Origin of the sequence: Granulicella mallensis (assembly GCF_014203225.1) — a bacterium.
Taxonomy (GTDB): domain Bacteria; phylum Acidobacteriota; class Terriglobia; order Terriglobales; family Acidobacteriaceae; genus Granulicella; species Granulicella mallensis_A.
This window is the reverse complement of the sequence record NZ_JACHIO010000031.1, coordinates 1-23,023: the sequence shown is the minus strand read 5'-3', so window position 1 is coordinate 23,023 and position 23,023 is coordinate 1. Positions and strand designations below refer to the sequence as shown.

The 23,023-nt window shown below is 58.7% G+C and carries 18 protein-coding genes; 8 read left to right on the top strand and 10 right to left on the bottom strand.

The annotated features are described in order from the left end of the window. Nucleotides 1-24 precede the first annotated feature (24 nt). Nucleotides 25-1,428 carry a PepSY domain-containing protein gene (locus tag HDF15_RS24050; RefSeq protein WP_184260526.1) on the top strand — a complete coding sequence of 468 codons (1,404 nt, stop codon included), beginning with the start codon at nucleotides 25-27 and terminating at the stop codon, nucleotides 1,426-1,428. 8 nt (nucleotides 1,429-1,436) lie between these two features. Here HDF15_RS24050 and HDF15_RS24045 read toward each other — a convergent pair whose 3' ends face one another. The 10 genes from HDF15_RS24045 to HDF15_RS24000 all read right to left on the bottom strand — a co-directional run bounded on the left by HDF15_RS24045 (nucleotide 1,437) and on the right by HDF15_RS24000 (nucleotide 16,612). Next, nucleotides 1,437-1,895, bottom strand: coding sequence for an N-acetyltransferase (locus HDF15_RS24045; protein ID WP_184260523.1), 459 nt, complete (start codon nucleotides 1,893-1,895; stop codon nucleotides 1,437-1,439). Further along, complete coding sequence (locus HDF15_RS24040) at nucleotides 1,892-3,076, bottom strand: VanW family protein (RefSeq protein WP_184260520.1); 1,185 nt, start codon at nucleotides 3,074-3,076, stop codon at nucleotides 1,892-1,894. Before HDF15_RS24040 ends, HDF15_RS24045 begins: the two co-directional genes overlap by 4 nt. A gap of 134 nt (nucleotides 3,077-3,210) precedes the next feature. Beyond that, entirely contained in the window at nucleotides 3,211-4,371 is a 1,161-nt protein-coding gene (mqnE, locus tag HDF15_RS24035) for an aminofutalosine synthase MqnE (protein WP_184260517.1), read from the bottom strand. A 240-nt stretch (nucleotides 4,372-4,611) separates the two neighbouring features. Further along, nucleotides 4,612-6,615 (bottom strand): hypothetical protein, encoded by a 2,004-nt coding sequence (locus HDF15_RS24030; RefSeq protein ID WP_260331319.1) that lies wholly within the window; start codon nucleotides 6,613-6,615, stop codon nucleotides 4,612-4,614. A gap of 218 nt (nucleotides 6,616-6,833) precedes the next feature. Further along, nucleotides 6,834-8,417 carry a hypothetical protein gene (locus HDF15_RS24025; RefSeq protein WP_260331318.1) on the bottom strand — a complete coding sequence of 528 codons (1,584 nt, stop codon included), beginning with the start codon at nucleotides 8,415-8,417 and terminating at the stop codon, nucleotides 6,834-6,836. Between the two features lie 973 nt (nucleotides 8,418-9,390). Beyond that, nucleotides 9,391-11,094 carry a hypothetical protein gene (locus HDF15_RS24020; RefSeq protein WP_184260508.1) on the bottom strand — a complete coding sequence of 568 codons (1,704 nt, stop codon included), beginning with the start codon at nucleotides 11,092-11,094 and terminating at the stop codon, nucleotides 9,391-9,393. A gap of 264 nt (nucleotides 11,095-11,358) precedes the next feature. Next, the gene (locus HDF15_RS24015; protein ID WP_184260506.1) at nucleotides 11,359-11,976 is read right to left on the bottom strand and encodes an NADH-quinone oxidoreductase subunit B family protein; all 618 of its coding nucleotides are present in this window, start codon (nucleotides 11,974-11,976) and stop codon (nucleotides 11,359-11,361) included. Nucleotides 11,977-12,154: 178 nt separating this feature from the next. Next, the gene (gene glnD, locus HDF15_RS24010; RefSeq protein ID WP_184260503.1) at nucleotides 12,155-14,734 is read right to left on the bottom strand and encodes a [protein-PII] uridylyltransferase; all 2,580 of its coding nucleotides are present in this window, start codon (nucleotides 14,732-14,734) and stop codon (nucleotides 12,155-12,157) included. A gap of 145 nt (nucleotides 14,735-14,879) precedes the next feature. Further along, on the bottom strand, nucleotides 14,880-15,218 hold the full coding sequence (locus tag HDF15_RS24005) for a P-II family nitrogen regulator (RefSeq protein WP_014266498.1): 339 nt from the start codon (nucleotides 15,216-15,218) through the stop codon (nucleotides 14,880-14,882). 35 nt (nucleotides 15,219-15,253) lie between these two features. Further along, on the bottom strand, nucleotides 15,254-16,612 hold the full coding sequence (locus HDF15_RS24000; RefSeq protein WP_311733198.1) for an ammonium transporter: 1,359 nt from the start codon (nucleotides 16,610-16,612) through the stop codon (nucleotides 15,254-15,256). Here HDF15_RS24000 and HDF15_RS26085 point away from each other — a divergent pair. From HDF15_RS26085 to HDF15_RS23970, 7 genes are all read left to right on the top strand, one after another. Beyond that, the gene (locus HDF15_RS26085; protein ID WP_260331317.1) at nucleotides 16,593-16,715 is read left to right on the top strand and encodes a hypothetical protein; all 123 of its coding nucleotides are present in this window, start codon (nucleotides 16,593-16,595) and stop codon (nucleotides 16,713-16,715) included. The two genes, HDF15_RS24000 and HDF15_RS26085, sit on opposite strands and share 20 nt — an antisense overlap. 220 nt (nucleotides 16,716-16,935) lie before the next feature. Beyond that, nucleotides 16,936-17,298, top strand: coding sequence for a cupin domain-containing protein (locus HDF15_RS23995; protein ID WP_184260497.1), 363 nt, complete (start codon nucleotides 16,936-16,938; stop codon nucleotides 17,296-17,298). Between the two features lie 142 nt (nucleotides 17,299-17,440). Beyond that, on the top strand, nucleotides 17,441-18,316 hold the full coding sequence (locus HDF15_RS23990) for an N-acetylneuraminate synthase family protein (RefSeq protein ID WP_184260494.1): 876 nt from the start codon (nucleotides 17,441-17,443) through the stop codon (nucleotides 18,314-18,316). 125 nt (nucleotides 18,317-18,441) lie between these two features. Then, a complete protein-coding gene (locus tag HDF15_RS23985; protein ID WP_184260491.1) occupies nucleotides 18,442-18,981 on the top strand; it encodes an HAD family hydrolase in 540 nt (179 codons plus the stop codon). A 61-nt stretch (nucleotides 18,982-19,042) separates the two neighbouring features. Beyond that, nucleotides 19,043-20,872, top strand: a complete 1,830-nt coding sequence (locus HDF15_RS23980) for a thiamine pyrophosphate-binding protein (protein ID WP_184260488.1) — start codon at nucleotides 19,043-19,045, stop codon at nucleotides 20,870-20,872. Between the two features lie 86 nt (nucleotides 20,873-20,958). Continuing rightward, the gene (locus HDF15_RS23975; protein ID WP_184260485.1) at nucleotides 20,959-21,816 is read left to right on the top strand and encodes a sugar phosphate isomerase/epimerase; all 858 of its coding nucleotides are present in this window, start codon (nucleotides 20,959-20,961) and stop codon (nucleotides 21,814-21,816) included. A 181-nt stretch (nucleotides 21,817-21,997) separates the two neighbouring features. Then, the gene (locus tag HDF15_RS23970; RefSeq protein WP_184260482.1) at nucleotides 21,998-22,855 is read left to right on the top strand and encodes an SDR family oxidoreductase; all 858 of its coding nucleotides are present in this window, start codon (nucleotides 21,998-22,000) and stop codon (nucleotides 22,853-22,855) included. The last annotated feature ends 168 nt before the right edge of the window (nucleotides 22,856-23,023 follow it).

Sequence of the window (23,023 nt, the reverse complement as noted above, 5' to 3'; positions counted from 1 at the left end):
GGCTCAACCGGACGGAGACACCCTATGCCGACCGCACCTGCCTCAAAAGGTTTAGATCATCGCATCGTCTGGCGCTGGCACTTCTATGCCGGCCTCTTCTGCATTCCGTTCGTCCTGTGGCTTTCGATCACCGGCACGATCTTCCTCTTTCATCCGCAGATTCAACAGTGGCTCGACCAGCCCTACAATCACCTCTCCACCACAGGCCCGGAAGCCTCGGTTAATGCTCAAGTGCGAGCCGCGCTGGCAACGATTCCCGGCTCCCGGCTTCATGCCTACCAATTGCCCTTTACTCCATACTCGCCCGCACAAGTGCTCGTCGACAAAGACCTGCACGAGTTCCGCATTTACATAGACCCTCGTACGCTCCAGGTGCTCAAGACGGACGACGAAGACAAGCGCATCGACAACTTCGTCTCTCGCCTTCACGGCGAACTGCTCATCGGAAGATACGGCTCATGGATCGTTGAGCTCGCTGCCTCATGGGCCGTCGTCATGATCCTGACCGGCCTCTTCCTTTGGTGGCCAGCTAATGCCAAAGGTCTCGCGGGCGTGCTCTATCCTCGCCTTCGTCAGGGCCAGCGCATCTTCTGGCGAGACATCCACGCCGTCACCGGAATCTACGTCTCATTCTTCGCGCTCTTCCTGCTCTTTACCGGGCTCCCCTGGGCCAAGAGCTGGGGAGCGTATCTCAAAGCCGCCAGACATCTCAGCAATGGACACGCAGTGAAACAGGATTGGACCACGAGCAGCGCCGACATCATCGCAACTCGCGCCTTGCACGCGAGCAACAGCAACAGCGATATGTCCAGCATGCCAGGTATGGATATGAGAGAGAATCCCGCTCCTGTATCTCATCACGACAGCGCCCTTGCAGCAGACTCATATCTTGCTATCGACAGGATGGTCGCCACCGTCGCACCGCTCGGCCTTGCCAATCCTGTCCTGGTCTCTCCTCCCACAAAGCCCGGCGGAAACTGGACGGCGAAGTCCGACACGCGTGATCGTCCACTTCGTGTCGACCTCACTCTCAACCCCACGACCGGAGCCATCCTCGCACGCACCGACTTTCACTCCAAGCCCTGGCTGGACCGGGTCATAGGTACTGGCATCGCTGCGCATGAGGGCCAGCTCTTCGGACTGGCGAATCAGATGCTCGGTCTCTTCACCACTGCCGGACTGGTTACACTCAGCCTAAGCGGCCTGGTGATGTGGCGTCGCCGCAAGCCAGAGGGAGTACTCGGTGCCCCCACACCGATTCGTCGCGTTCGTTTCTCCGCAGGGCTCATCGCCCTACTGATCGCCTTCGGACTCTATTTCCCATTTCTCGGCGGCTCAATGGTTCTCGTCGCACTCGCGGAGCGCTTTCTACTGCGCCGCTTGCCAGCAGCTCAGAGATGGTTGGGGCTCAATGCGATCGATGCCTGAGCAAACTTCTAAGCAGGGTTCAGCGCGCGGATGTACACCCTCGCGTCGCTTCCCTCACCATAAAAATCCTCATCGATGTGCAGAAACCTATACCCCATCCGTTCATAGAAACGAATCGCCGCAGAGTTCTCCGTATATGCATGCAGCCACATCGAAAGACAACCCGCGTCCCTGCACTCTGCTTCCAGGCACTTCATGAGCAGGCGTGCAACACCGTTCCGTCTATACGAAGGATCGACATCCAGTGTCACAACGTATCCCATGTTCTCCTGCTCGACATGAGCAATGCAGAAACCGACGAGCTCCTTGTCTTTTTCCGCCACCACAACGCGCGCCACTGAAGCTTCGGCAGAGTGCCGCATCATCTCGCGCGTGAACCGAAACTGCGACGCGAAACAGACCTCATCGAGCCGGAACATCGCTTCGAGATCACCCTTAAGATATCCCCGCAACACGCAATCGATCATGCGCTGACCATCTTCGCGATCCTGGATTGGCCGGTTGGCGCATCCCCCACCTCTTCCAGAGTGACCAGCCGATGCGCCGCCTTCAGTGCCTCTTCCTCATCCCGGCTCAGCCCTCGATCTGTAGCCCGACCTGTAGCCCGATCCGCAGCCTGCGCAGATTCAGTTGTCATCAGCACGTCGAACGTGCGACCACCCATCACGCCCATGCGCCACAACCAGGACAGCAGACTCCGGCTCACACAGAGATGAGTCACCTCAGGACGCAGCGTCTGCGCAAGCCTCGCCGCCATGCGCTCCGCTTCTTCGGCTTTCGTTGCCCGCGCAAAGACGTCACCAACCCTGCGACTCCGCTGAACATACGCCTCGAACTCAGGCGAACAGAGATCAACCAGATAAGCCATACACTCTTCGGACATCACGGCAGATTGCGGTGTCTCATGACGGAAGCAATCCGTCACATCACAACTGGCACAGCTTTGTACCTGCCGCGCAGCACGTACGCCAACGATCTGATCCAGTGGCACGAAGGTTGAAGTCACAGCCGCGACGGAAGAAGCAGTCTGCCACTCGACGATCAGTTCCTCGCCACTCATCCATACTTTGATACGCGTCCTCTCACCCACGCGAAAGCGAAGGTCGATGTAATTCCAGGCCACAGTCGCGTCGTGGATCGGAGCATTCGGCATCTTCGCGGAGTGCGCATGACGCTCAACGATCTCGCAACCACTCCTCAGAGCAAGACCATAAAGCGCATTCGAAAGCTGGCATAGCCCGCCACCAATCGCCGGAACGACACAGCCCTGCTGCAGCATCCTGCCTGTAACGAATCCCTTGCGTTTACTGGCTTTGCCCACCTGCTGCCAGAAGCTGAAAGTTCCCCCGGCCTCAATCACAACGCCGTTTAAACGCAGGCAGGCCCTGCGCAGATTTTCCACCTTGCCAAGCTCAAACCGCCGCTCACGCCGGTCCGCATCGGACCAGAGATGCGAACGCAACTCGTAGTTTGACCGCCATTCTTCCTGGGGATATCTCTCGACCGGCCAGCGGCGAGCCGTATAGCCAAGATCGTATACGCCACGTTGCGCACGCAAGATCCAGACTTTGAGGGCAAAGAGAGCGGCCTCCCATCGCGTAGGAGTCTTACGGCCTACGTCCTGAGCCACACCCGCGACAAGTTCCACCGCTCGCCTCACCCAAAAGGATTAAAGCAGAATCTCTATAGATATACCCGATGGCGATCATTTGAAGGGCACTTTTCCCCAAGAAAAGTACCGCTCCTATGCTCTTTCCGAGGCGTAGTAATAGGGATTCTGCTCTAGACCGCAACTGTAAAGCTATCCTCAGTGCGCGTCACCGCGCGATACAGCGTGTCGCGCTCGTACGGCACGCGACCAGCCTCGGTAATAAGGCGTACAAGATCCTGCCGCCGTAATCCCTGCGGGGTCTTCGCACCGGCATCATGGTAGATCTTCTCTTCCACCACCGTGCCGTCGATATCGTCCGCGCCGAAGCGCAGCGAGATCTGCGCCATCTTCGGCGTCACCATCTGCCAGTAGCTCTTGATATGCGCGAAGTTGTCCAGCAGCAGACGGCTCACGGCAATCTGCCGGATGTCCGTCATGCCGGTCGACTTCGGCAGATGCCCCAAAGCCGTGTTCTCCGGATGGAAGCTCAGCGGAATAAACGTCTGGAAGCCGCCAGTCTCGTCCTGCACCGCACGCAGCTTCAACAGATGATCGACACGATCTTCATCGTTCTCAATGTGCCCGTAGAGCATCGTCGCATTCGACCGCAGCCCCGCCTTGTGCGTAAGCCGCGCGGTCTCGAGCCATTCACCGCCATCGATCTTGTGATCGCAGATGATGTGCCGCACACGGTCCGCGAAGATCTCCGCGCCGCCGCCGGGGCAGGAGTCCACACCCGCAACCTTCATGCGATCAAGGGCCTCTTCGATCGTCATCTTGCCCCGCTTGGCGAGAAACGCAATCTCCACCATTGTGAAGGCCTTGATGTGGACCTGCGGATAGCGCTCCTTCAAGCCGCTGACCAGGTCCATAAAGTATTCAAACGGAAGGTCCGGATGCAGGCCGCCAACAATATGAAACTCCGTCACCGCCTCGGTCAATCCCTTGCCCGCAGTCTCCCAGGCCTCTTCGAGCGCCATCGTGTAGGTATCGGCTGCGCCCTTCTTGCGCCCAAACGCACACAGGCGGCAGGAGGCAACACAGACATTCGTCGGATTGATATGGCGGTTCACGTTGAAGTAAGCAAGATCGCCATGCATCCGCTCGCGAACGAGATTTGCCATCCAGCCCACGGCCAGGATGTCGCCGCTGCGATACAGCGCGACCCCGTCTTCAAAGCTCAGCCGCTCGCCGCGCTGAACCTTGTCCGCGATCGGCTCTAAGGCCGGATCGTCGGTCTGGAAGGAATGGCGCGGACGGTTGCTGATAGCTTCGGTGTTCATCACATTCATTCTAGACCTCCGGGGCGATCGAGAGTCGAAAAGTCAGCCCCAAAGGGGCGGTATATCCCAGCCCAAGGCGGAGGCGGCCGGCGAGCGCTTTTGCTCGCCGTGTCGCCGGAACCCTGGGTTGCGGATTGAAAGAAGCTAGAGCCCTGAAGGGGCGATCTATCGTGGCTGCACGCTACACCGCGCTTACAGCGCTCATCTTCTTGAACACCTGCCCCAGGGTTCCGGCACCTTCTAACCCTCTTACTTCGTCGACGAAATCTCGGACACGACCATCTGGGGCTGCACCACCATCCCGTCAAACATCGTCGCGCCGATCAGGTGATCGCCCACCGGGCGAACAAATCGCAGGTTCCAGCCGCTCTCCCAATAACTGATCTTATGGTCCGGCACACTGACGCCAAAGGAGAACGTGGAGCTCCCGGATGCCACCAGGACGCGGTGATTGGCTGCGTCGTAGAAGACACCGGCCACATCCTTTACATAGAGGTTAGGCAGGGTCTTCCACGATTGCCCATGGTCCGTCGAGCAGAACACACCCGCCTGGCCTCCGACCCAGAGCCCCTCCTGCCCGTCCACCGCGATCGTCGCAATCTGCGTCAGGTCTTCCGGCAGGCTGACCGTACTCCAGGTTGCGCCTGCATCCGTCGACAGCTCAATATTCTTCAACCCGGCAACCATGATCGTCGACTTCACAGCGGCGACGAAGTGCGGATCGGGGAGATGTAGAGAAGCGATCGGTGTCCAGGTATGCCCATCGTTCTCACCACGCAGCAGCCCTTCAGAGGTTCCCGCATAGACAATGTCATCGTCTTCAGAGAGAGAGTAAACAATCGCACTGAAATTCGGAGGTCCAGCTACGACAGCGGGCTTTTTCGCCCGAGCCGTGCTCTTGGCCGCTACCGTCCGCTTCTGCGGCGCATGCGCTGCTTTCGACTTGGCTGCCGTCTTAGCTTTTACAATCGGGGCTGCCGCCGGTTGAAGCAGCGCTCCGGAATCCGTCCAGCCCGAATCTCCAAGCCGGAAGATACCGTGTGCCGTTCCCGCAAGCAGCGTTCCTTCAGGCGTCGAAACCAGGCTGAAGACATCGCGGCCACCAAGGCCGACACTCTGCTGCTCCCACCGTATGCCGCCGTCGAGGCTCTCAAAGACGCCCCCAATCTCCTTGCCGTTCGCCACGCCTACGTAAATTCTGGCCCTGTTATGAGAGTCCATCGCAAAGGACGTCACCTGCTGCGTGGAAAAGCCCGCATTCGACGCAACGAAGCTGGTGGCTGAATCTTCGCTGCTCAACACGCCACCCCGATCGGTTGCCAGCAAAACATGACTGGGGTTCTTCGGGTCTACATAAATATCGTTCACGACAATGTCTGGCCCGGTCATGAGTGAAAAGGTCTTGCCACCATCCTGCGTGCGGTACAAGCCCTCTGTCGTGCCTGCATAGACCGTCTCGGGATTGGCGGGGTCCTGCAGCAGCTTTCGCGTCCTGCGTGCGGTGGACGGAATCCCCTGGATCTTCTTGAACTCTGCCCCCGCATCCAGGCTCTTGTAGATGCCCGAGCAGGCACTCGCATAAACGACATGGGACTTCGCAGGGTCGATGATGATCGAAAAGACATCCGAGTCATCGATAAGGCCCTTCTTGATATTGTCCCAATGCTCGCCGCCATCCACCGTCTTCCAGGGCAGATGCCACGTTCCTGCATAAATAATCTTGGGGTTCACGGGATCGATCGCCAGGGACTCCACCTCGTGGATCTCCTTGCTTCCCTCGGGGCTGATCAGTGCCCAGTGCTTGCCATTATCCGTGCTGCGGTAGATGCCCTGCAGCGTGCCTGCAACAATTACATCCGGATCGGACAAGGACTGGGCCATCGAACGGATCGACTGTCCGCGCATCTCGGCCTGCGCATACCAGTTCCTGCCGCCATCCTCGCTGATGTACAAACCGCCATCGGTATGACCGACCTCGAAGGCGCCCACCATCAGGTGCTTCGGGTTCCGGGGATCGATCAGGATGTGGTCGAGCACCAGGTCGTCGCGCTTGTCGATGCGCGATACGCGTGCCCACTTTGCGCCACCATCCATGGACTCATACAGCCAGCCGGTAGCCGTGCCCAGATAAAGATGCCTGGAGTTACTGGGGTCCGCCGCAAACGAGCGGGCATAGCCACCATAGGGGCCCAAAGGAAACCACGTTACCGCGTGCATCGCGGTGGGCATGATTCCCAAAAATACAACCGACATACCGAGTCTGCGTAACGTCCGCCAAATCATTCTGTTTCTGTGACCTCTTACTATTAAACTTAACCGCTTCCGCCGCCGATTGCACTCTTCTAAAGCGCTCCCCGGATTTGTGCCTCAAGAGAGATACCTGAGTAATGACTGTTACACCCAAAAGAGACGGCTGGCTGGGACATCCCAGCCAGCCGTAGTTGTGTAAGCTTCCGGAGAATCTCGGATGCTTACTTACGACGGTGCCGTGCAGCGGGCAGAGGTTCCCGCGGCGTAGGCCTGACGGAACCCTCATCTACAGCGTTGAGCCCTGAGCTATCGAAGCTGGCGCCAGCCGGGATAAGGGTCGTCGTCGCGCTTCTCGCGTCGTCCGTGCCCGTATACACCGAGATGCGTGAGGCATCGATTCCCTTTTCGCCCACCAGGTAGGCCTTCTCATTCACCGCGCGCTCCGCGGCTTTATGATCGCCCATGTTTTCGCCATCCGCAGCGTTGCCGACAACCGCCAGCTTGGACTGAGGATCACGCTGTACGCTGAGGGCAATGTCATCAAGGCAGGCCTTGGCTTCATTGTCCACACGTGTCGGACGCCTTGCATCACGACTGAATGAGATCGAGCAGAGGCTGCTGGCCGTTGCCGCCGGAGGAGGCGGTGCCGGCGCAGCGATCATTACACTCGCTGTCTGCGAAGCAGTCTGCCGTCTGTCGTCCACCACATCGCAGGTCACAGTGATCGTCGACCCGGGAGCAGCTCCGTCCGTCGCCAAAGTAGCCGTCGAGGTATTGCCGCTGACCGTTCCAGCCGTAGCGCTGTAGCTGTAGTGCAGAGGACGGTTTTGTGGGCTGACACCGTTGGCCGTAATCGTCGAGGACTCGCCCGGATTCACGTTCGAGGGATTCGCCGAGCAACTGACCGTTGGCGGATCAAAGTTCCGAATCGTAAACTGCGTCGTGCAGTCGGCCATCTCGTAAGGCTTGTTCCCCTGCGAAACATGACCCCGCACGGTGTAGGTTCCAGGAGCCAGAGCTTGGGTGTTGACGCTCACGACATCCGAGGTCCCAGAGACAGGGAAACCCTGTGCCGACCATGTGTAGTTCGCGTCCTTCTTCGGATTCATCTGGCCAGCTGTTCCGGTGATCGTAACAATATCTCCCGGATAGATGGGTCCCGTCGGGACCGTTACCTCGCAGCCATAGGTCATGACAGCCTTCCAGCTCTCACCGGAGGGATGGATCACGACACCGGCGCTGAGATCTACCCCTTTAAGGCCGACCGTGCCCCCTAGAAAGGCAGTCTGAAAATCGGGAATGCTACCGGTGTAAGGAGTGCCAAAGTCAGCATGTGAGTAACGGAAGTCTGCCTGGATCACGCGAACGCTGATCCGACGACCCCAAAGCGGCGTATCGTAGTCCAACCCGCCGCCCACGGTATAAGCTGGCCCCCAGGTCCAGGGCTCGTGCTCGAACTGCGCTCCATCGTTGTTCGGTCCTACAATGGCCCCCGCGCCAAACAAGGCATGTACAAACGGGGTAAAGTTCTGCACGGGAAAACGAACAATAGGACCGACCGACAAAGAATCGAAGCCATCATTATTGCTGCCGTTATCGCCCGTGCCGTGATGCAGGACAAAAGAAGCTTCAGCGCCGACATGATGAGTAAAAAAGTAAGCACCCGACACAATGCCACCGGCGGGAATCGACGTATAGGGGAGATTGAACGGCTCAACCTGCCCATGCGCATTGAAATAGGAATACCCGAGGAAGATGTTATAACGCGGAAGAGTATCTCCCGAGGGAGCCGTTATGTTGGGCATTCTCTGCGCATTCAAGCTCGCAACTCCAAGGCTGAGCGCACTGACAACGAATAGACACCGGCCAATATTGCGAAATGGGCGATAGGACATGAGATTCCCCATAGGTTGAAGATGGAATAGATACAGCGGATAACGCTACGCTTTACTTACGTTACGCCTTACTTGTCGGTTGATGTATATGATTCGCAAAAGTTTGACACAGATGCCCCATCTCTATCTAAATCTAACAAAAAGAAACAGCTTCCTGTAACTTCCGCGACCCTGTTTTTCTTGGCTCTATAGTACTGCATCCATAGTCATTTATAGATAAGGCTCGAAGCTACTTGCGCATTACAGATTAAAAACGATCAAACCATTGAATAAGAACGGCTTGCAAGAACTATTCACCCAGGAGAAAGTAGCTCCATCATCTTACAATCTTCGAAATTGTTGCTATTACGCAACTAGCCAGCGAAAAGCTTTCCTGGCTTCAGCACGCTTTGAAGTTACTTCGTCACTAATATCTGAAACGATACCTCCTGCCTCCATTCATAAAATCCAGCCTATTTAAATGGAAATAGTAAGCAGCATCAATCCCCACTTCATCGAACGCTGAAAGTACCGCTCATCATCGAGACTTCGAGCATTTAGGCTGCGGAAAAACTCTTGGAGGGGAAGAGAGTCTTGATCTTTAGGGCCAAGGGCCCGTTTCATACCAGCCTGGGGTGGAGCGCAGCAGCGAGCGGTTTTTAGCTCGCTGCAAGCGTAGCCCCAGGTACAGGACTAACTCGAAAGCAGAGGGCTGTAAGCCCGACTCATCATGCCTGCACAAAGATGAGTCGGGCTTACAGCCCTCAACGTCTATTCCAGCCACAGCAGAGTGCTTGCACACTCCAAGCGAGAAACCGGACAACATACTCTGAAATAAAAAACGACTGGCTGGGGATATTCCCCAGCCAGCCGTTGGTGTATAGCTTCAGCTAATTACTTAGCGTTAGCCCTTGTGGTGGTGACGGTGACCAGCACCGAGCGACTTGCGAGGCTGGACCTTGATTGCGCTCTCATCCACAGGGGTGAGACCGGTCGTGTCCAGCGTAGCGCCTACGGGGATGATGGTCGTTGCTGCGCTCTTGTCACCAGCGCTGCCGGTGTAGACCGAGATGCGCGAGGAGTCGACACCCTTTTCAGTTACCAGGTATGCCTTCTCGTTCACAGCACGCTCAGCAGCCTTGTGCTCTGCCATCTTCTCGTTTGCTGCAGCGTTACCGATAACAGCCAGCTTGGCCTGCGGATCGCGCTGAGCGCTGAGGGCGATGTCGTCAAGGCAAGCCTTGGCTTCATTGTCCACACGCGTCGGGCGCTTCACATCGCGGTTGAAGGCGATGGTGCAGAGGCTGGTCGTGGTGACCGGGGTCGGAGCAACCACAGGAGCCGCAACCGTAACGGTCGTCATCTGCGAAGCAGACTGGCCCTTGTCATCAACTACGTTGCAAGTCACGGTAACCGTGCCAGGAGCAACGCCAGCTGTGGTGAGGGTGGCCGTTGAGGTGTTGCCGCTGATCGAACCAGCCGTGGCGCTGTAGCTGTAGGTCAGAGGACGGTTCTGCGGGCTGACGCCGCTGGCCGTAATCGTCGAAGGATCACCGGGGTTCACCGTCGAGGGGTTAGCCGAGCAGCCTACTGTCGGAGGAGCGAAGGGGGTGACAGTGAACTGAGCCGAGCACTCTGCATTCTGGTAAACCTTGTTACCCTGTGAGATCTTGCCCTTCACAGTGTAGTTACCAGGCTGGAGCGACTTGGTGTCGATGCTCGCAACGTCCGCAGATCCGGAGACCGGACCGGAATCCGAGGTCCAGGTGTAGTTCGTCTTACCCTTCGCAGCCAGGTTGGTGGCCGTTCCGGTAATCGTGACCACATCGCCGGGGTAGATCGGACCGGTGGGAGCTGTCACAGCGCAGGCATAGGTAACAGGCGGCGGCGGAACAACGCTGCCGATGTGCCACAGGATGCCGGTGCTGAGGTCAACACCGTTCAGGTTCGCGCGACCACCCAGCCAGGGAGTTCCATAAACAGGAGGAACAGTGGTGAAGGGGGGAGTAACCGTCGTAGCGACCGGACCGAAGTCAGCGTGAACATAGCGGAAGTCAGCCTGGAACAGGCGAATGCCGAGGTGATGATGGAAGAGCGGGGTGTCATAGTCCATACCGCCGCCGACCGTCAGGGCAGGGCCGTATGTCCAGGGCTCATGCTCAAAGAGAGCAGGATTGTCATTGTTCGGTCCCAGGAGGCGACCGATGCCGACAAGTCCGTGAGCGAAGAGCGTGAAGTTCTGCATCGGAGCACGGAAGATAGGACCAGCCGACAGAGAGTCAAAACCGTCGTTGGACTGACCGGTATCTCCGCCGAAACCGTGATGGCTGACGTAGACAACTTCGCCGCCAACATACTTGTTGAAGTAGTAGGCGCCTGAACCGATCGCACCCACGTTGATCGACGAGTAGGGAATATCCGACGGCTTCACTTCTCCATGAGCGCCAAAGTACGAGTAACCCACAAAGAGATCGACTCGCGAAGGATTGGGCCCACTGGGGGCGGTTGTGCTGGGCGCGGTCTGCGCGCTCAGGCTCACTATTCCAAAGCTGACCGCACTGGCTGCCAGCAGGCACCGGCCGATACTGCGAAACGGGCGATAAGACATTCGACAATCCTCCACTAATGACGTGCTTACATGTTCTGCTTTTGCGGACTCAGTTCGAGCTATGATCCGCTTACGTATGGGAATTCTTCAAAAGTGTAACGCAGATGTTCTCTGTGTCTACAACAAAATTCCTTACCCTGCATCAATTTAGCCATTTACCAATGAGCAAACCCATAAGTATTTGGCCGATTAGAACGGCTGCAAACTTCTAAAGCAATCGTTCCCTGCCCCAACAGAAAGCTAGACGAATAACCCTGCTTTCCGTTACGACAAATTCAATGTGTCTCTCACCGTGCCCCGACTGCCCTGAATCTTTTCCTGCAACAAGGTAATGGCATAGAGCAATTGCTCCGGCCGCGGTGGGCACCCGGGAACATATACGTCCACCGGAATGACCTGGTTTACGCCCTGCAGCAGCGCGTAGTTATTGAAAACACCACCGGAGGTCGCGCAGGCCCCCATCGAAATCACCCACTTCGGCTCAGGCATCTGCTCGTAAAGCCGGCGGATGACAGGAGCCATCTTCTGCGAGACGCGGCCCGCAATAATCATCAGGTCGCTCTGCCGGGGGGAAGGCCGGAAGACCTCCGCGCCAAAACGCGCAATGTCATAGCGCGATCCACCCATCGACATCATCTCGATCGCGCAGCAGGCCAGGCCAAAGGTCATCGGCCAGACCGAATTCTTGCGAACCCAGTTGATTGCTGCGTCCAGCGAAGCCAGAACTACACCCTCAGGCTGTTCTTCGCCCCAACTTACTTCCGCCACTTTATCGCGATTTTTGCCAAAACTATCGAGCGTGCCGAAGATATACCGGTCGTTGCGCTGAGGAACCGAGGTTGGCCGCCCACTGGTCGAAGTCTGATTTGGATCCATGCTCATAAAAATCAGTATAACGATGCGATGCCAGCTTGTTTCAATACGTTGCCGTCGGCAGCGCATCTATTTTGTTCGTCTTGTCATATTTGAGCCTCACCGAGGCCCCGAAGATGTCCCATAATGACCCGGCCAGCATGCCCTTCGAGTACCTTTTGCAGCTTCGATGAAGAAGAGCGGTTGACTAGCGTGCATTCTCATCGATCGCCTCCAGCAGCGCACTCCGCAGCTCCGATTCCTGCTCCTCATTCAGCCGCATCCCGCCATGCGTGAGGTAAAACACATCGATGGCCGTCTCGCCTTCCGTATCGACGAGAGCCACTTCAACGTTGTGCCCCGACGCGCTCAGGGTCAGGCTGACGGCGCGCAGCAATCCCGGCACGTCCTGCGCAACGATCTGCAGCAGCGTGCTGTGGCTCGAGGCCTTCTCGTCGAAGTCGATCTTCGTCTCCACCGTAATGCGTGGAGCGCGGCGACGACTGCGGCGGCGGCCGCTGAGCATCTTCTCTACCGAGGCACGCCCCGCCACCAGCTCCCGCACACTTTCCACAAATCTCTCGCGCTCGCTCACATTCAGTTCGAGCGTGCGAAAGGTATCGGTAAACCGAAAGCTGTCGACCACCACCCCAGCTGCATTGGCAAAGGCATCAGCCGTTACGACGTTCATCCCCCACGCAGCCAGAGCGGAAGCCATACCCGCAAACAACCGAGGCCGGTCCCGCGTGACCAGGGTGATCTCGCTCATGGACGTCCCATAGTTGCAGGAGATCTGGAACGGCTCCTCGTCAAAGTGCGTCGTCATCTCGAAGTGACGGCGAATCTCCTCGGCAGAACGCGTCTTCAAGTACCGCTCTGGAAAGCCCTCCAGAAACTGCTCGGCCTCGGCTTCCCGCTTCGGCAGCAGAGCCAGCACACGGGCGATGCGTTCGTCCCTGCCGCGCGTGCTGACGCGCTCTTCATCCACATTGCGATCGAGCTGGTTGGCCGCATTCATCGATAGCCGCCAGAGGTTCTCCGCCTTCCATGGCGTAAGCGCGTCCGGATGCACGGCCTGGATATCCGCATAGGTAAACAGCGTCAACATGCGCAGAGACTCGTGCGTCTGCACCTTGCCTGCAAAGACACGCACCGTCTTCGCGTCGAAGATGTCCCGGCGCAGCGCCGCGGACATCTCAAGGTGCGTTTCGATCAACCGCATCACCAGAGCAGAGTCGTAGGCATCCATCTCCAGCCGCACCAGCACGCCCTTGGCCATGCGGGCGCTTTCGCTGGCATGATCGCTCCCGGCCCGGCCCTTGCCCGTGTCATGCAGCAAGGCAGCCAAGTAGAGTAATCCAGGATTTTGCAGCTCTCGAATCATCGAACCAAACTTGATGCGCCACTCCGGTGCATTCGGCCCAGGATCGCTCTCCAGCCCATGCAGCGTGTCCACCACGACAAAGGTGTGCTCATCCACCGTGTAGCGATGATAGGCATCGCGAATCACCAGGGCATCGATACCGTGAAACTCGGGGAGAATCAACTCCAGCAACCCCAGAGCGTGCATCGCACGCAGGGCCATTCCCGCACGCGCTCCTGTGAGAATCGCAGAAAGCTTGCTCCAGAGTGCCGGCCCTTCTTCCAGATAAGCCGACAGACGAGGCAACGCCGCCGCAATCCGTTCTTCGCTCTCTGTGGAAAACGCAGCCCCAGTCTTTGCCATCGCGGCAAACGCAGCCAACACAGTATCCGGATCGGCCGCGGGATCAGCCGCACCTGCCGGATCGAGTACGATTCGCCCATCTTTCAGGCGAAATCCGGGCACCGGCACAAGCTTTACGCGGCGGAGTTCACTCTCCCGCACCAATCCATTGACTTCCAACTCTCGCAGCAGGCGACGCTCAACGATGCGCGCATGCCGAAAATAAGCCCGCATCCAGTACGCGGCATCGATCTTGCCACCCTCGGTCCGTCGGCCCAGGCCAATACCCTGCTCCGCCGCTGCATCCTGAGCCAGCCAGTCCAGCGTGTTGTCGTCGCGATCATGCCTGTAGTGCAGGAAACATCGCACGGCGGCCAGGAACGCCAGGGCCTCTTCAAACTCGCCATCGCCCTTGGCAACATCGGGAGAACGTCCCTGCAGCATCCTCAGCCAGCCACAGACATGCGCATCGCGCAGGCCGCCAGGACAATCCTTGATATGCGGCTCCAGGTGGAAGAGCGTACCGCCATACTTCGCGTGCCGCTCGCGCGTCAGCGATGCAATCTCCGAACGAATCGCCTTCGCGTCGCGCACCATCAGCTTGTTGCGGATCTTGTCATCCAGCTTCGCAAAGATCGCCGCGTCGCCCGTGATGGGTCTTCGATCCATCAGAGACAGCCCGAACTCCGCGTTCTCCGGCGCAAAGCGTTCGCACTCCGCCAGGGCTCGCGTCATCGGAGAGGCCCGCATGCCGCAGTCCCACAGCGCCTGCGAGACACGCCGGATGGCATCCTTCGCACGAAGGGCCTCACCCTTTTCAGCGCAGAACAGCATGTCGATATCGGAATGAGGAAACAACTGCGCACGGCCATACCCACCAATGGCCACAATGGCAATTCCCTTTGCGAATCGAGGTTCGGCTGCGACCTCCACAGCCCACAGCCGCCGGATGAACGCATCTACCAGGCCCGAACGCGATCCTGCCACGGCGAGGCCGCTGTCCCCGACCTCAAAGTCGCGGCGAATCTGCCCCATCAACCGCTCATACTCCGCGCGCATCGTATCGTCGTTCGTCGCCGTCACCCCACGTGTTCAGCTTTGGTTCGTCCCCCAACTACAACCAGATGCGGCAAAGACTGGAAAGCATAGATCAACCATGCCGCATGGGCTCTTAGCCATGCTCTTCCAGTCCTTGCCCCGCCCATCGACACTACAAATAAAACAACACCTACAGCGCAATCTCTCCGCGCTCGTCGTTGCGGATCCGGATCGCTTCATCGACCTTCGAGACGAAGATCTTGCCATCGCCGATACGCCCCGTCCGCGCTGCCGTAATGATGGCTTGAATGGCCTTCTCCGCCATGTCGTCCATCACAACCAGTTCGAGCTTCACCTTCGGCAGAAGGTCCACCGCATACTCGCGGCCACGGTAGAACTCCGTGTGTCCCTTTTGCCGTCCATGGCCGCGGGCTTCGAAGATCGTAATCCCCGCGATACCAAGCTCCACCAGCGCATCTTTTACCGCATCCAGCTTCGAAGGCTGAATCACCGCCTCAATCTTCTGCATATCCTTCTCGCTTTTCCTGTTTCCTGTTCTCTACTCTAAGCCGCTTCCCAGTCATAGCCCTCTTCGCCATGTTGCGAGAGATCCAAGCCTTCGCGTTCATCATCTTCGCTCACACGAAGACCCATCAGCTTATCAACTACAAACAGAATTATCAGAGTACCCACGATGGAAAGTGCCCAGGCGATGGCAACACCCACCAACTGGTTCACCACCTGGGCATGATTTCCTTCAAAGAAACCCGTCGCCTTGCCCGCTCCGAAGATCGGGTTGATGACCGAATTCGCAAACAAACCCGTCAGAATCGCACCCAGCGTGCCGCCTGCTCCGTGAACCCCGAAGGCATCCAGCGAATCGTCATAGCCGAAGATGTTCTTGACCTTCACAACCATGAAGAAACAGAACACACCCGCGATCAGGCCAATCCAGAGAGCATTCATCGGGGTAACGAAGCCGGAGGCCGGAGTAATGGCCACCAGGCCTGCCACCGCGCCCGAGATGCCGCCCAGAGCGGAGGGCTTGCCGTTGCGAATCCACTCAGCAGCCGCCCAGCCGATCGCCGCAGCGGCAGCGGCGAAGTGCGTCGCCACAAAAGCCGAGGTCGCCAGGCCGCTTGCACCGAGTGCCGAACCTGCGTTGAAGCCAAACCAGCCCACCCACAGCAAACAAGCGCCAATAAAGCTCAGAACCACCGAATGAGGAGGCATGGCCTTCTTCGGATAGCCCAGCCGCTTGCCCAGATACAGAGCCGTCACCAGCGCGCTGACACCGGAGGTCACATGAACGACCGTTCCGCCCGCAAAGTCCAGGCAGGGGAACTTGCCGCCAGCAGCGTTCAGAAGGCCGCCAATGCCCCAGACCATGTGCGCCATCGGGCTGTAGACGATCAACGCCCACAGAACCATGAACACCAGCATGGCGGAAAACTTCATGCGCTCGGCAAACGCGCCGGTAATCAGCGCGGGGGTAATGATCGCAAACATCAACTGGTAGACCATGAAGGTCTGGCCCGGAATCGTCGGCGCGTACTCTTTGATCGGCGAGATCCCAACACCGTGCAGAAAGACGTTATGCAGGCCGCCGATAAAGGCGTTGCCCGTGCCGAACGCCAGCGAATAGGTCACCAGGGCCCACAGAACCGTAATCACGGCCATCATCGCGAAGGTCTGCATCATGGTGCCGAGGATATTTTTCTTGCGGACGAGGCCGCCATAGAACAGCGCCAGTCCAGGGCCGCTCATCAGCAGCACCAACGCCGCGCTGGTAAGCATCCACGCGTTGTCACCCGCGCTTTGAGCCGCTGCAATTGCCGTTGCCTGATCGGCTGCGGTCTTCTCAAGAGCTGCGATACGATCGGCCGCCGCCGGAGTCTGGGCCATGGCGACACCTGTCACCATCAACCCGCACGCTACCAATGCCAGCGCACATAACGCTTTCGTTCTGCTTTTCGAGTACAGCTTTGCCACCCAGCGCATGGGACGATCACCCTTTCGCAAGTAAAAAGAACACCAGTGAAAAAACTTTAGGACCCAGTGAATAAAAGGCTACCGGCATCTGCACCCGACCTCGGCGCAGCCCATGAATATACGTTCCCCGCAGGCCATTTTGGGCTCGGAAGACACCTTGCTTTTGAACCAGTTCCGTCTACTTTACATCATGTTTACACGTTGATTCACAGGGAGTGGGCTCCTTACCGCAAAACCCTTTAGTCTTACTCCATATGTCTTCCTCCACCGCGCATCACACATCCTGGGCCGAACTCCCCGTAGAACAGCTCGATTCTCTGCTTACCCGTCAGTTTGTTACCGGGTCGCAGGTCATGCTGGCCCGGCTTGAACTTAAGAAAGGCAGCACGGGACCACGTCACGTGCATCCTAACGAGCAGATCTCCTACCTCGCTGTAGGAGCCATGCGTTTTTCGATCGGCGAAGAAGGTTCCGCCGAAGAAAGGATTGTCCGCGCCGGTGATGTGCTTGTCATCCCCGGCAATCTACCCCATACGGCCGAGGCTATAGAAGACACTGTGATCTTCGACATCTTTGCACCGCCACGAACAGAATGGCTTGGGCGCAATAACGGTTAGGCGCTAAATGTTCATTGCATTTCAATGATTTGCAGCCTAGACGCTCTCCGATGTTCCTGTAAGAATGCAGACAGTCTCTCAAGTATCTCTTTTTGGCCCTCAACCCGCTCCCAGCCTTCTGGGAGCAACCTCTGGAGCATGAATGAGCACCGTTAAAGTCGGAAATAAGCAGCTTGGCGTCGGTCAACCCTGCTATGTCATCGCCGAGATCGGCATCAATCACAACGGCGACATCGACCTCGCGAAACGCCTCATCTCGGTCGCTGTCGCAGCCGGTTGCGATGCAGTCAAATTCCAGAAACGCACCGTAGAGATCGTCTACACCGAGAAGGAACTTGCGACGCCCCGTCCCAATCCCTTCGGCGAGACCAATGGCGACCTCAAGCGCGGCCTCGAGTTCGGTCAGGAAGACTACGAAGAGATTGACAGCTTCTGCAAGCAGGTCAAGATCGACTGGTTCGTCTCTCCCTGGGATGAGCCCTCCGTTGACTTCATCCAACAGTTCGATACTCCGGTCTACAAGGTCGCCTCGGCTTCGCTGACCGACGACAACCTGCTCAAGTACATCCGCAAGACCGGCAAGCCCGTCATCGCCTCCACCGGCATGAGCACCTATGCTGAGATCGACCACGCCGTCGAAGTGCTGGGTAAGGAAAACCTGATCCTCATGCACACCACCTCGACCTACCCTGCCAAGTACGAGCAACTCAACCTGCACGCTATCCCGAACATGATTCAGCGCTACGGCATCCCGGTCGGCTACTCCGGCCACGAAACCGGCATTCCCACCTCTGTCGCCGCCTCTGCTCTCGGCGCCTGCTGCGTGGAGCGCCACATCACGATGGATCGCGCCATGTGGGGTTCGGACCAGGCGGCCTCGCTCGAGCCCAACGGCATCTCGCGCCTCGTGCGCGATATCCGCCTGTGCGAGCAGTCCTATGGCGACGGCATCAAGCGCGTCTACGAGGAAGAGATTCCCGTCATGAAGAAGCTGCGCCGTGTCGGTGCCGCAGTCTAATTGCCCTCAACCAAACAAAAGCGCCCAGTCCAAATGGATTGGGCGCTTTTGCTTGTTCCTGTTTATCCCTGGCACAGCGACCAACCGAGAACTGCTCCCGGACATCCGACTAAACTGGAACTCACATGCCCTTTGATCCCTTACAGCTTCAAACCCTGCAAGCCATCGCCTTTGACGTCGATGGCGTTCTCACGGACGGCACCCTCACCTGGTCTCCCTCCGGTGAAGAGTCCAAGAGCTTCTCCTTCACCGACATCATGGGCGTCTCCCTGCTGCGGCGGCTGGGCATCAAGATGGCGCTGATCTCCGGCGAGCCCTCGCCGCTGGTCGATCTCTACGCGCAGAAGATGCACATCCCTTACGTCGTAAAGGGCACCCGCGATAAAGCCACCGCCCTGCGCGAGTTCGCCATAAAGTTCGAAGTCCCACTGGAACAGACCTGCTTCTTCGGCGACGACGTTAACGACCTCTTCGCCATGGAGATCGCCGGCCTCTGCGCCTGCCCTTCCAACGCCGCAGCAGATGTACTGGCCCACGTCAGCGAACACGGCTTCGTCTCGACGCAGCCCGGTGGCCACGGTGCCGTTCGCTCCTTTGCCGATGCCCTTCTCTCCGCCCGCAATCTGCGTGGCCGCGACGTCTTCCAGATGCGCCCACCCGAATAGGCGGGTCAGAGCCGATCGCCCGGGTTCCTCTTCTCTTGTCAACGGTTTACGATAGGTGCAAATGAAGCTCTCCGATTATGTTCTGAAGTTCGTTGCCGATCTGGGCATTACGAATGTCTTTCTCGTCACCGGCGGCGGTGCGATGCACCTCAACCAATCGCTCGGCGCGGAGTCCCGCATCACCTCGATCTGCAACTCGCACGAGCAGGCCTCTGCGATCTGCGCCGAAGGCTATGCGAAGGCCTCCAACGGCCTCGGCGTCTGCATGGTGACGACCGGCCCCGGCGGCACCAACGCGGTCACCGGCGTGGCGGGCGCGTGGCTCGACTCCACACCGACCCTCTTCATCTCCGGCCAGGTCAAGCGTCCCGACCGCATGTTCGACGCCGTCACCGGCAAGCCGCTCGGCATGCGCCAGCTCGGCGTGCAGGAAGTCGACATCTGCTCCATCGTGCGTCCGATCACCAAGTACGCCGAAACCATCCTCGAGCCCAAAGACATCCGCTATCACCTCGAGAAGGCCGTCTATCTCGCGATGAACGGCCGCCCCGGCCCGGTCTGGATCGACATCCCGCTCGACGTGCAGGCCTCTCCCATCGACGAGACCACCCTGCGCGGCTTCGACCCCGCAGAGTACGCGCATGCGGACTTCATCCACGGGACGTCCAACGTCGCGGAGGAAGTCGCCCGCGCCATCGAGGCCTTCAACGCCTGCGAGCGCCCCCTGCTCTTCGCCGGCAACGGCATCCGCCTCGCTCGCGCTGAAAAAGAATTCGAAGAACTGCGCAAGTATCTGGGCGTGCCCACCGTCGCCACCTGGTGCGCCGCCGATCTCGTCCCCTCCGACGATGCGACCTACGTAGGCCGTCCCGGCTCGGTAGCCGCTCGCGGCGCCAACTTCGCGCTGCAGAACTCCGACTTCCTGCTGGCCATTGGTGTGCGCCTGGACTTCGCGATCACCGGCTATGCTCCCCACAACCTCGCCCGCGAGGCCCACAAGATCGCCGTCGACATCGACGCCGCCGAACTCGGCAAGCTGCATCCCTATCTGCAGCAACCCGTCTGCGCCGACGCCAAGGACTTCCTCACCGAGCTCCTTAAACACAAGGACAAACTCAAGCCGCGCAACATCGACGTCTGGCTGGCCCGCTGCGCCGACTGGAAGACCCGCTATCCAGTGGTCACCGACGAACACCGCAAGCCCGAAGGCCTGGTCTCGATCTTCAACCTCGCCGAAGTCCTCGGCGAAGAGGTCAGCCCCAACGACCGCCTCGTCGTAGGCAATAGCGGCTCCGGCATCGAGATCTACCTGCTCGCCTGCCCCACGCTACATTCGCAACGCCTGTACCACACCGCAGGACTGGGCTCCATGGGCTACGCCATCCCCATGGCCATCGCCGTCTCCATCGCCAATCCGGGCCGTGAGGTCATCGCAGTGGACGGCGACGGCGGCTTCATGTTCAACATCCAGGAGCTCGAGACCATCCACCGCCTCCAGCTTCCGATCAAGTTCTTCGTCCTGAACAACGACGGCTACAGCTCCATCCGCGCCTCCCAGACGGCGTACTTCGGCAAGCCCAACATCGGCGCCGACAAGAACACCGGCCTCACGATTCCGGACCTCTCGAAGGTAGGCGCCAGCTACGGCCTCGGCACGCACATCATAAAGGACCAGACCGACCTCCGCGCCGAGGTCCGCAAGGTTCTCGACATGAAGGGCCCTGTGCTCTGCGACGTCAACGTGTTGCCCGACGAAGTCCGCGCCCCTCGCCTGCAGAGCTATCAGAAGCCCGACGGCAGCTTCGTCTCGAAGCCCCTGGAAGACCTGTTCCCCTTCCTGCCACGCGAAGAGTTCCTCGCCAACATGATCGTCAAGCCACTGCCCGAATAGCTGTTGCGCTTGCTTTTCTGGTTGTCATTCCGAGCGCAGTGAGGAACCTGCTTCCCGCTGCGCCCCCAACCTCTCCTTGAGGTCCCATGTCCCACACCTACGGCATCATGCAGGGCCGTCTCTCCCCTCCGGAAGACGGCCGTTTCCAATCCTTCCCCCGCAGCGCCTGGCGCGAAGAGTTCCCCCGCGCCAAGGCCGCCGGACTGGACTACATCGAATGGATCCACGACGCTTACGGCGAAGGCAAAGACGCCACCGGTCGCATCGCCAACCCCATCTTTTCGGAAGCAGGCCTGGCCGAGTTCGACGCCCTCAAGCGTGAACACAACATCGCCACGCCGGCGCTCTGCGGCGACTGGTTCATGGACGTCCCACTCATCCGCTGCTCCCCGGCGGAACGCGATCGCCGCGAGCGTCACCTGCACGACCTCATCCCCATCGCGAAGCGTATTGGGGCCACACGCATCGTCCTGCCGTTTGTCGACAACTCCAAGATCAATGGAGAGTACGAAAGACAAACCGTCATCGCGATTCTCAAACGCGCCCTTCCCGTCGCCGAGAAGAACGGCGTGGAACTCCACCTCGAAGCCGACTTCAACCCCACCGACTTCGCGGACTTCCTCAAGCGTATCCCGCATCCCATGCTCAAAGTGAACTGGGACTCGGGCAACAGCTCCGGCCTCGGCTACATCGCCACCGAAGAGTTCGCCGCCTACGGCGAACGCATCGGCTCGGTCCACATCAAGGACCGCTACAAGAAGCCCGAAGGCGGCGTAGAAACCCGCCCTCTCGGCACCGGCTCCGCGAACTTCGACGATGTCTTCCAAGCCGTCAACAGCATCGGTTATCAGGGCGGCGTAACGCTACAGGTAGCCCGCGGCGCAGACAACGATGAGGTCGAATTCATCAAGGGCCAACTGGCCTTCGTAAAAAAATACTGGTAACCGCATCACCTCTGTCTTTGCTCTCGCTGTTGTTTTGGCCTTTGCCTTTCTTGTTGTCATTCCCGCAGGGAATCTGCTTCTGCTTTTGTCGTTGCTTTTGCTTTTGCCTTTCTTGTTGTCATTCCGAGCGCAGCGAGTGAACCTGCTTCCTCCCGTTTTTCGTCAGCCCCCAGGAGCCACCATGCCCATCACCGCCGCCGACCTCAAGCTCAACTCCCTCTTCAACCTCGAAGCCAAGACCGCCGTCCTCACCGGCGCCTCCGGCTTCCTGGGCCGCACCTTCGCCCTGGCCCTCCTCGCCAATGGAGCCCGCGTAGTCGCGCTAGGCCGTAGCGAACGCCTGCAGAGCGAAGCCAAAACCTGGGCCAACCAGTTCGGCGCGGACAAGATCTCCGTAGCGCAGATCGATATGTACAACGTCGCCGCTCTAAACGAGCTCTGCGATAAGATCGCCGCTGAAGAAAAATCCATCGACGTCCTCATCAACAACGCCCACGAGCTCGGCTCAGCGACAGGCTTCAACGTCCCCGAAGGCTCGCTCGAAAACTCGACCTTCGATCAATGGCAGCGCAATCTACAGGGCGGCGTCTACTGGGCCGTGCAGACCACCCAGCGCCTCGGCATCAAGATGAAAGAGCAGCACCGCGGCTCCATCATCAACATCGCAACCATGTATGCCTCGGTTGCCCCGCGCCCACAGCTCTACGAGGGCACCACCTCGCTCAACCCTCCGGGCTACTCCGCCTCCAAGGCCGCACTCGCCGCCTTCACCCGCTACACGGCCAGCTTCTGGGGACGCGAAGGCGTCCGCGCCAACTGCATCTCGCCCGGCCCCTTCTCTAACACCGAAGACACCGAAGGCCAGAACTCCGTCGCCGAAGACTCGCCTTTCGTACAAAAGCTCAAGGGCTACACCGTACTCAACCGCATCGGCCGCCCGATCGAACTCTGCGGAGCTCTGATCTTCCTCGCCTCCGACGCCAGCACCTACGTCACCGGCCAGAACCTCAATGTGGACGGTGGATGGACCGCCGTCTAGCGTAGTTGCCGATGGACCTTAGCGTGTCATCCAACTCTCCCTCGTAGCGTGCAAACTCTTTGCGGTGGCAAGGATCGGAAGATTCTCTCTTGAGAAGCAAGGACTTTTCCTAGTTAGGGTGAAGATTTTCTAAGAGGTAAGGAGATTGGGGAAGAGTTTGTCTCCATT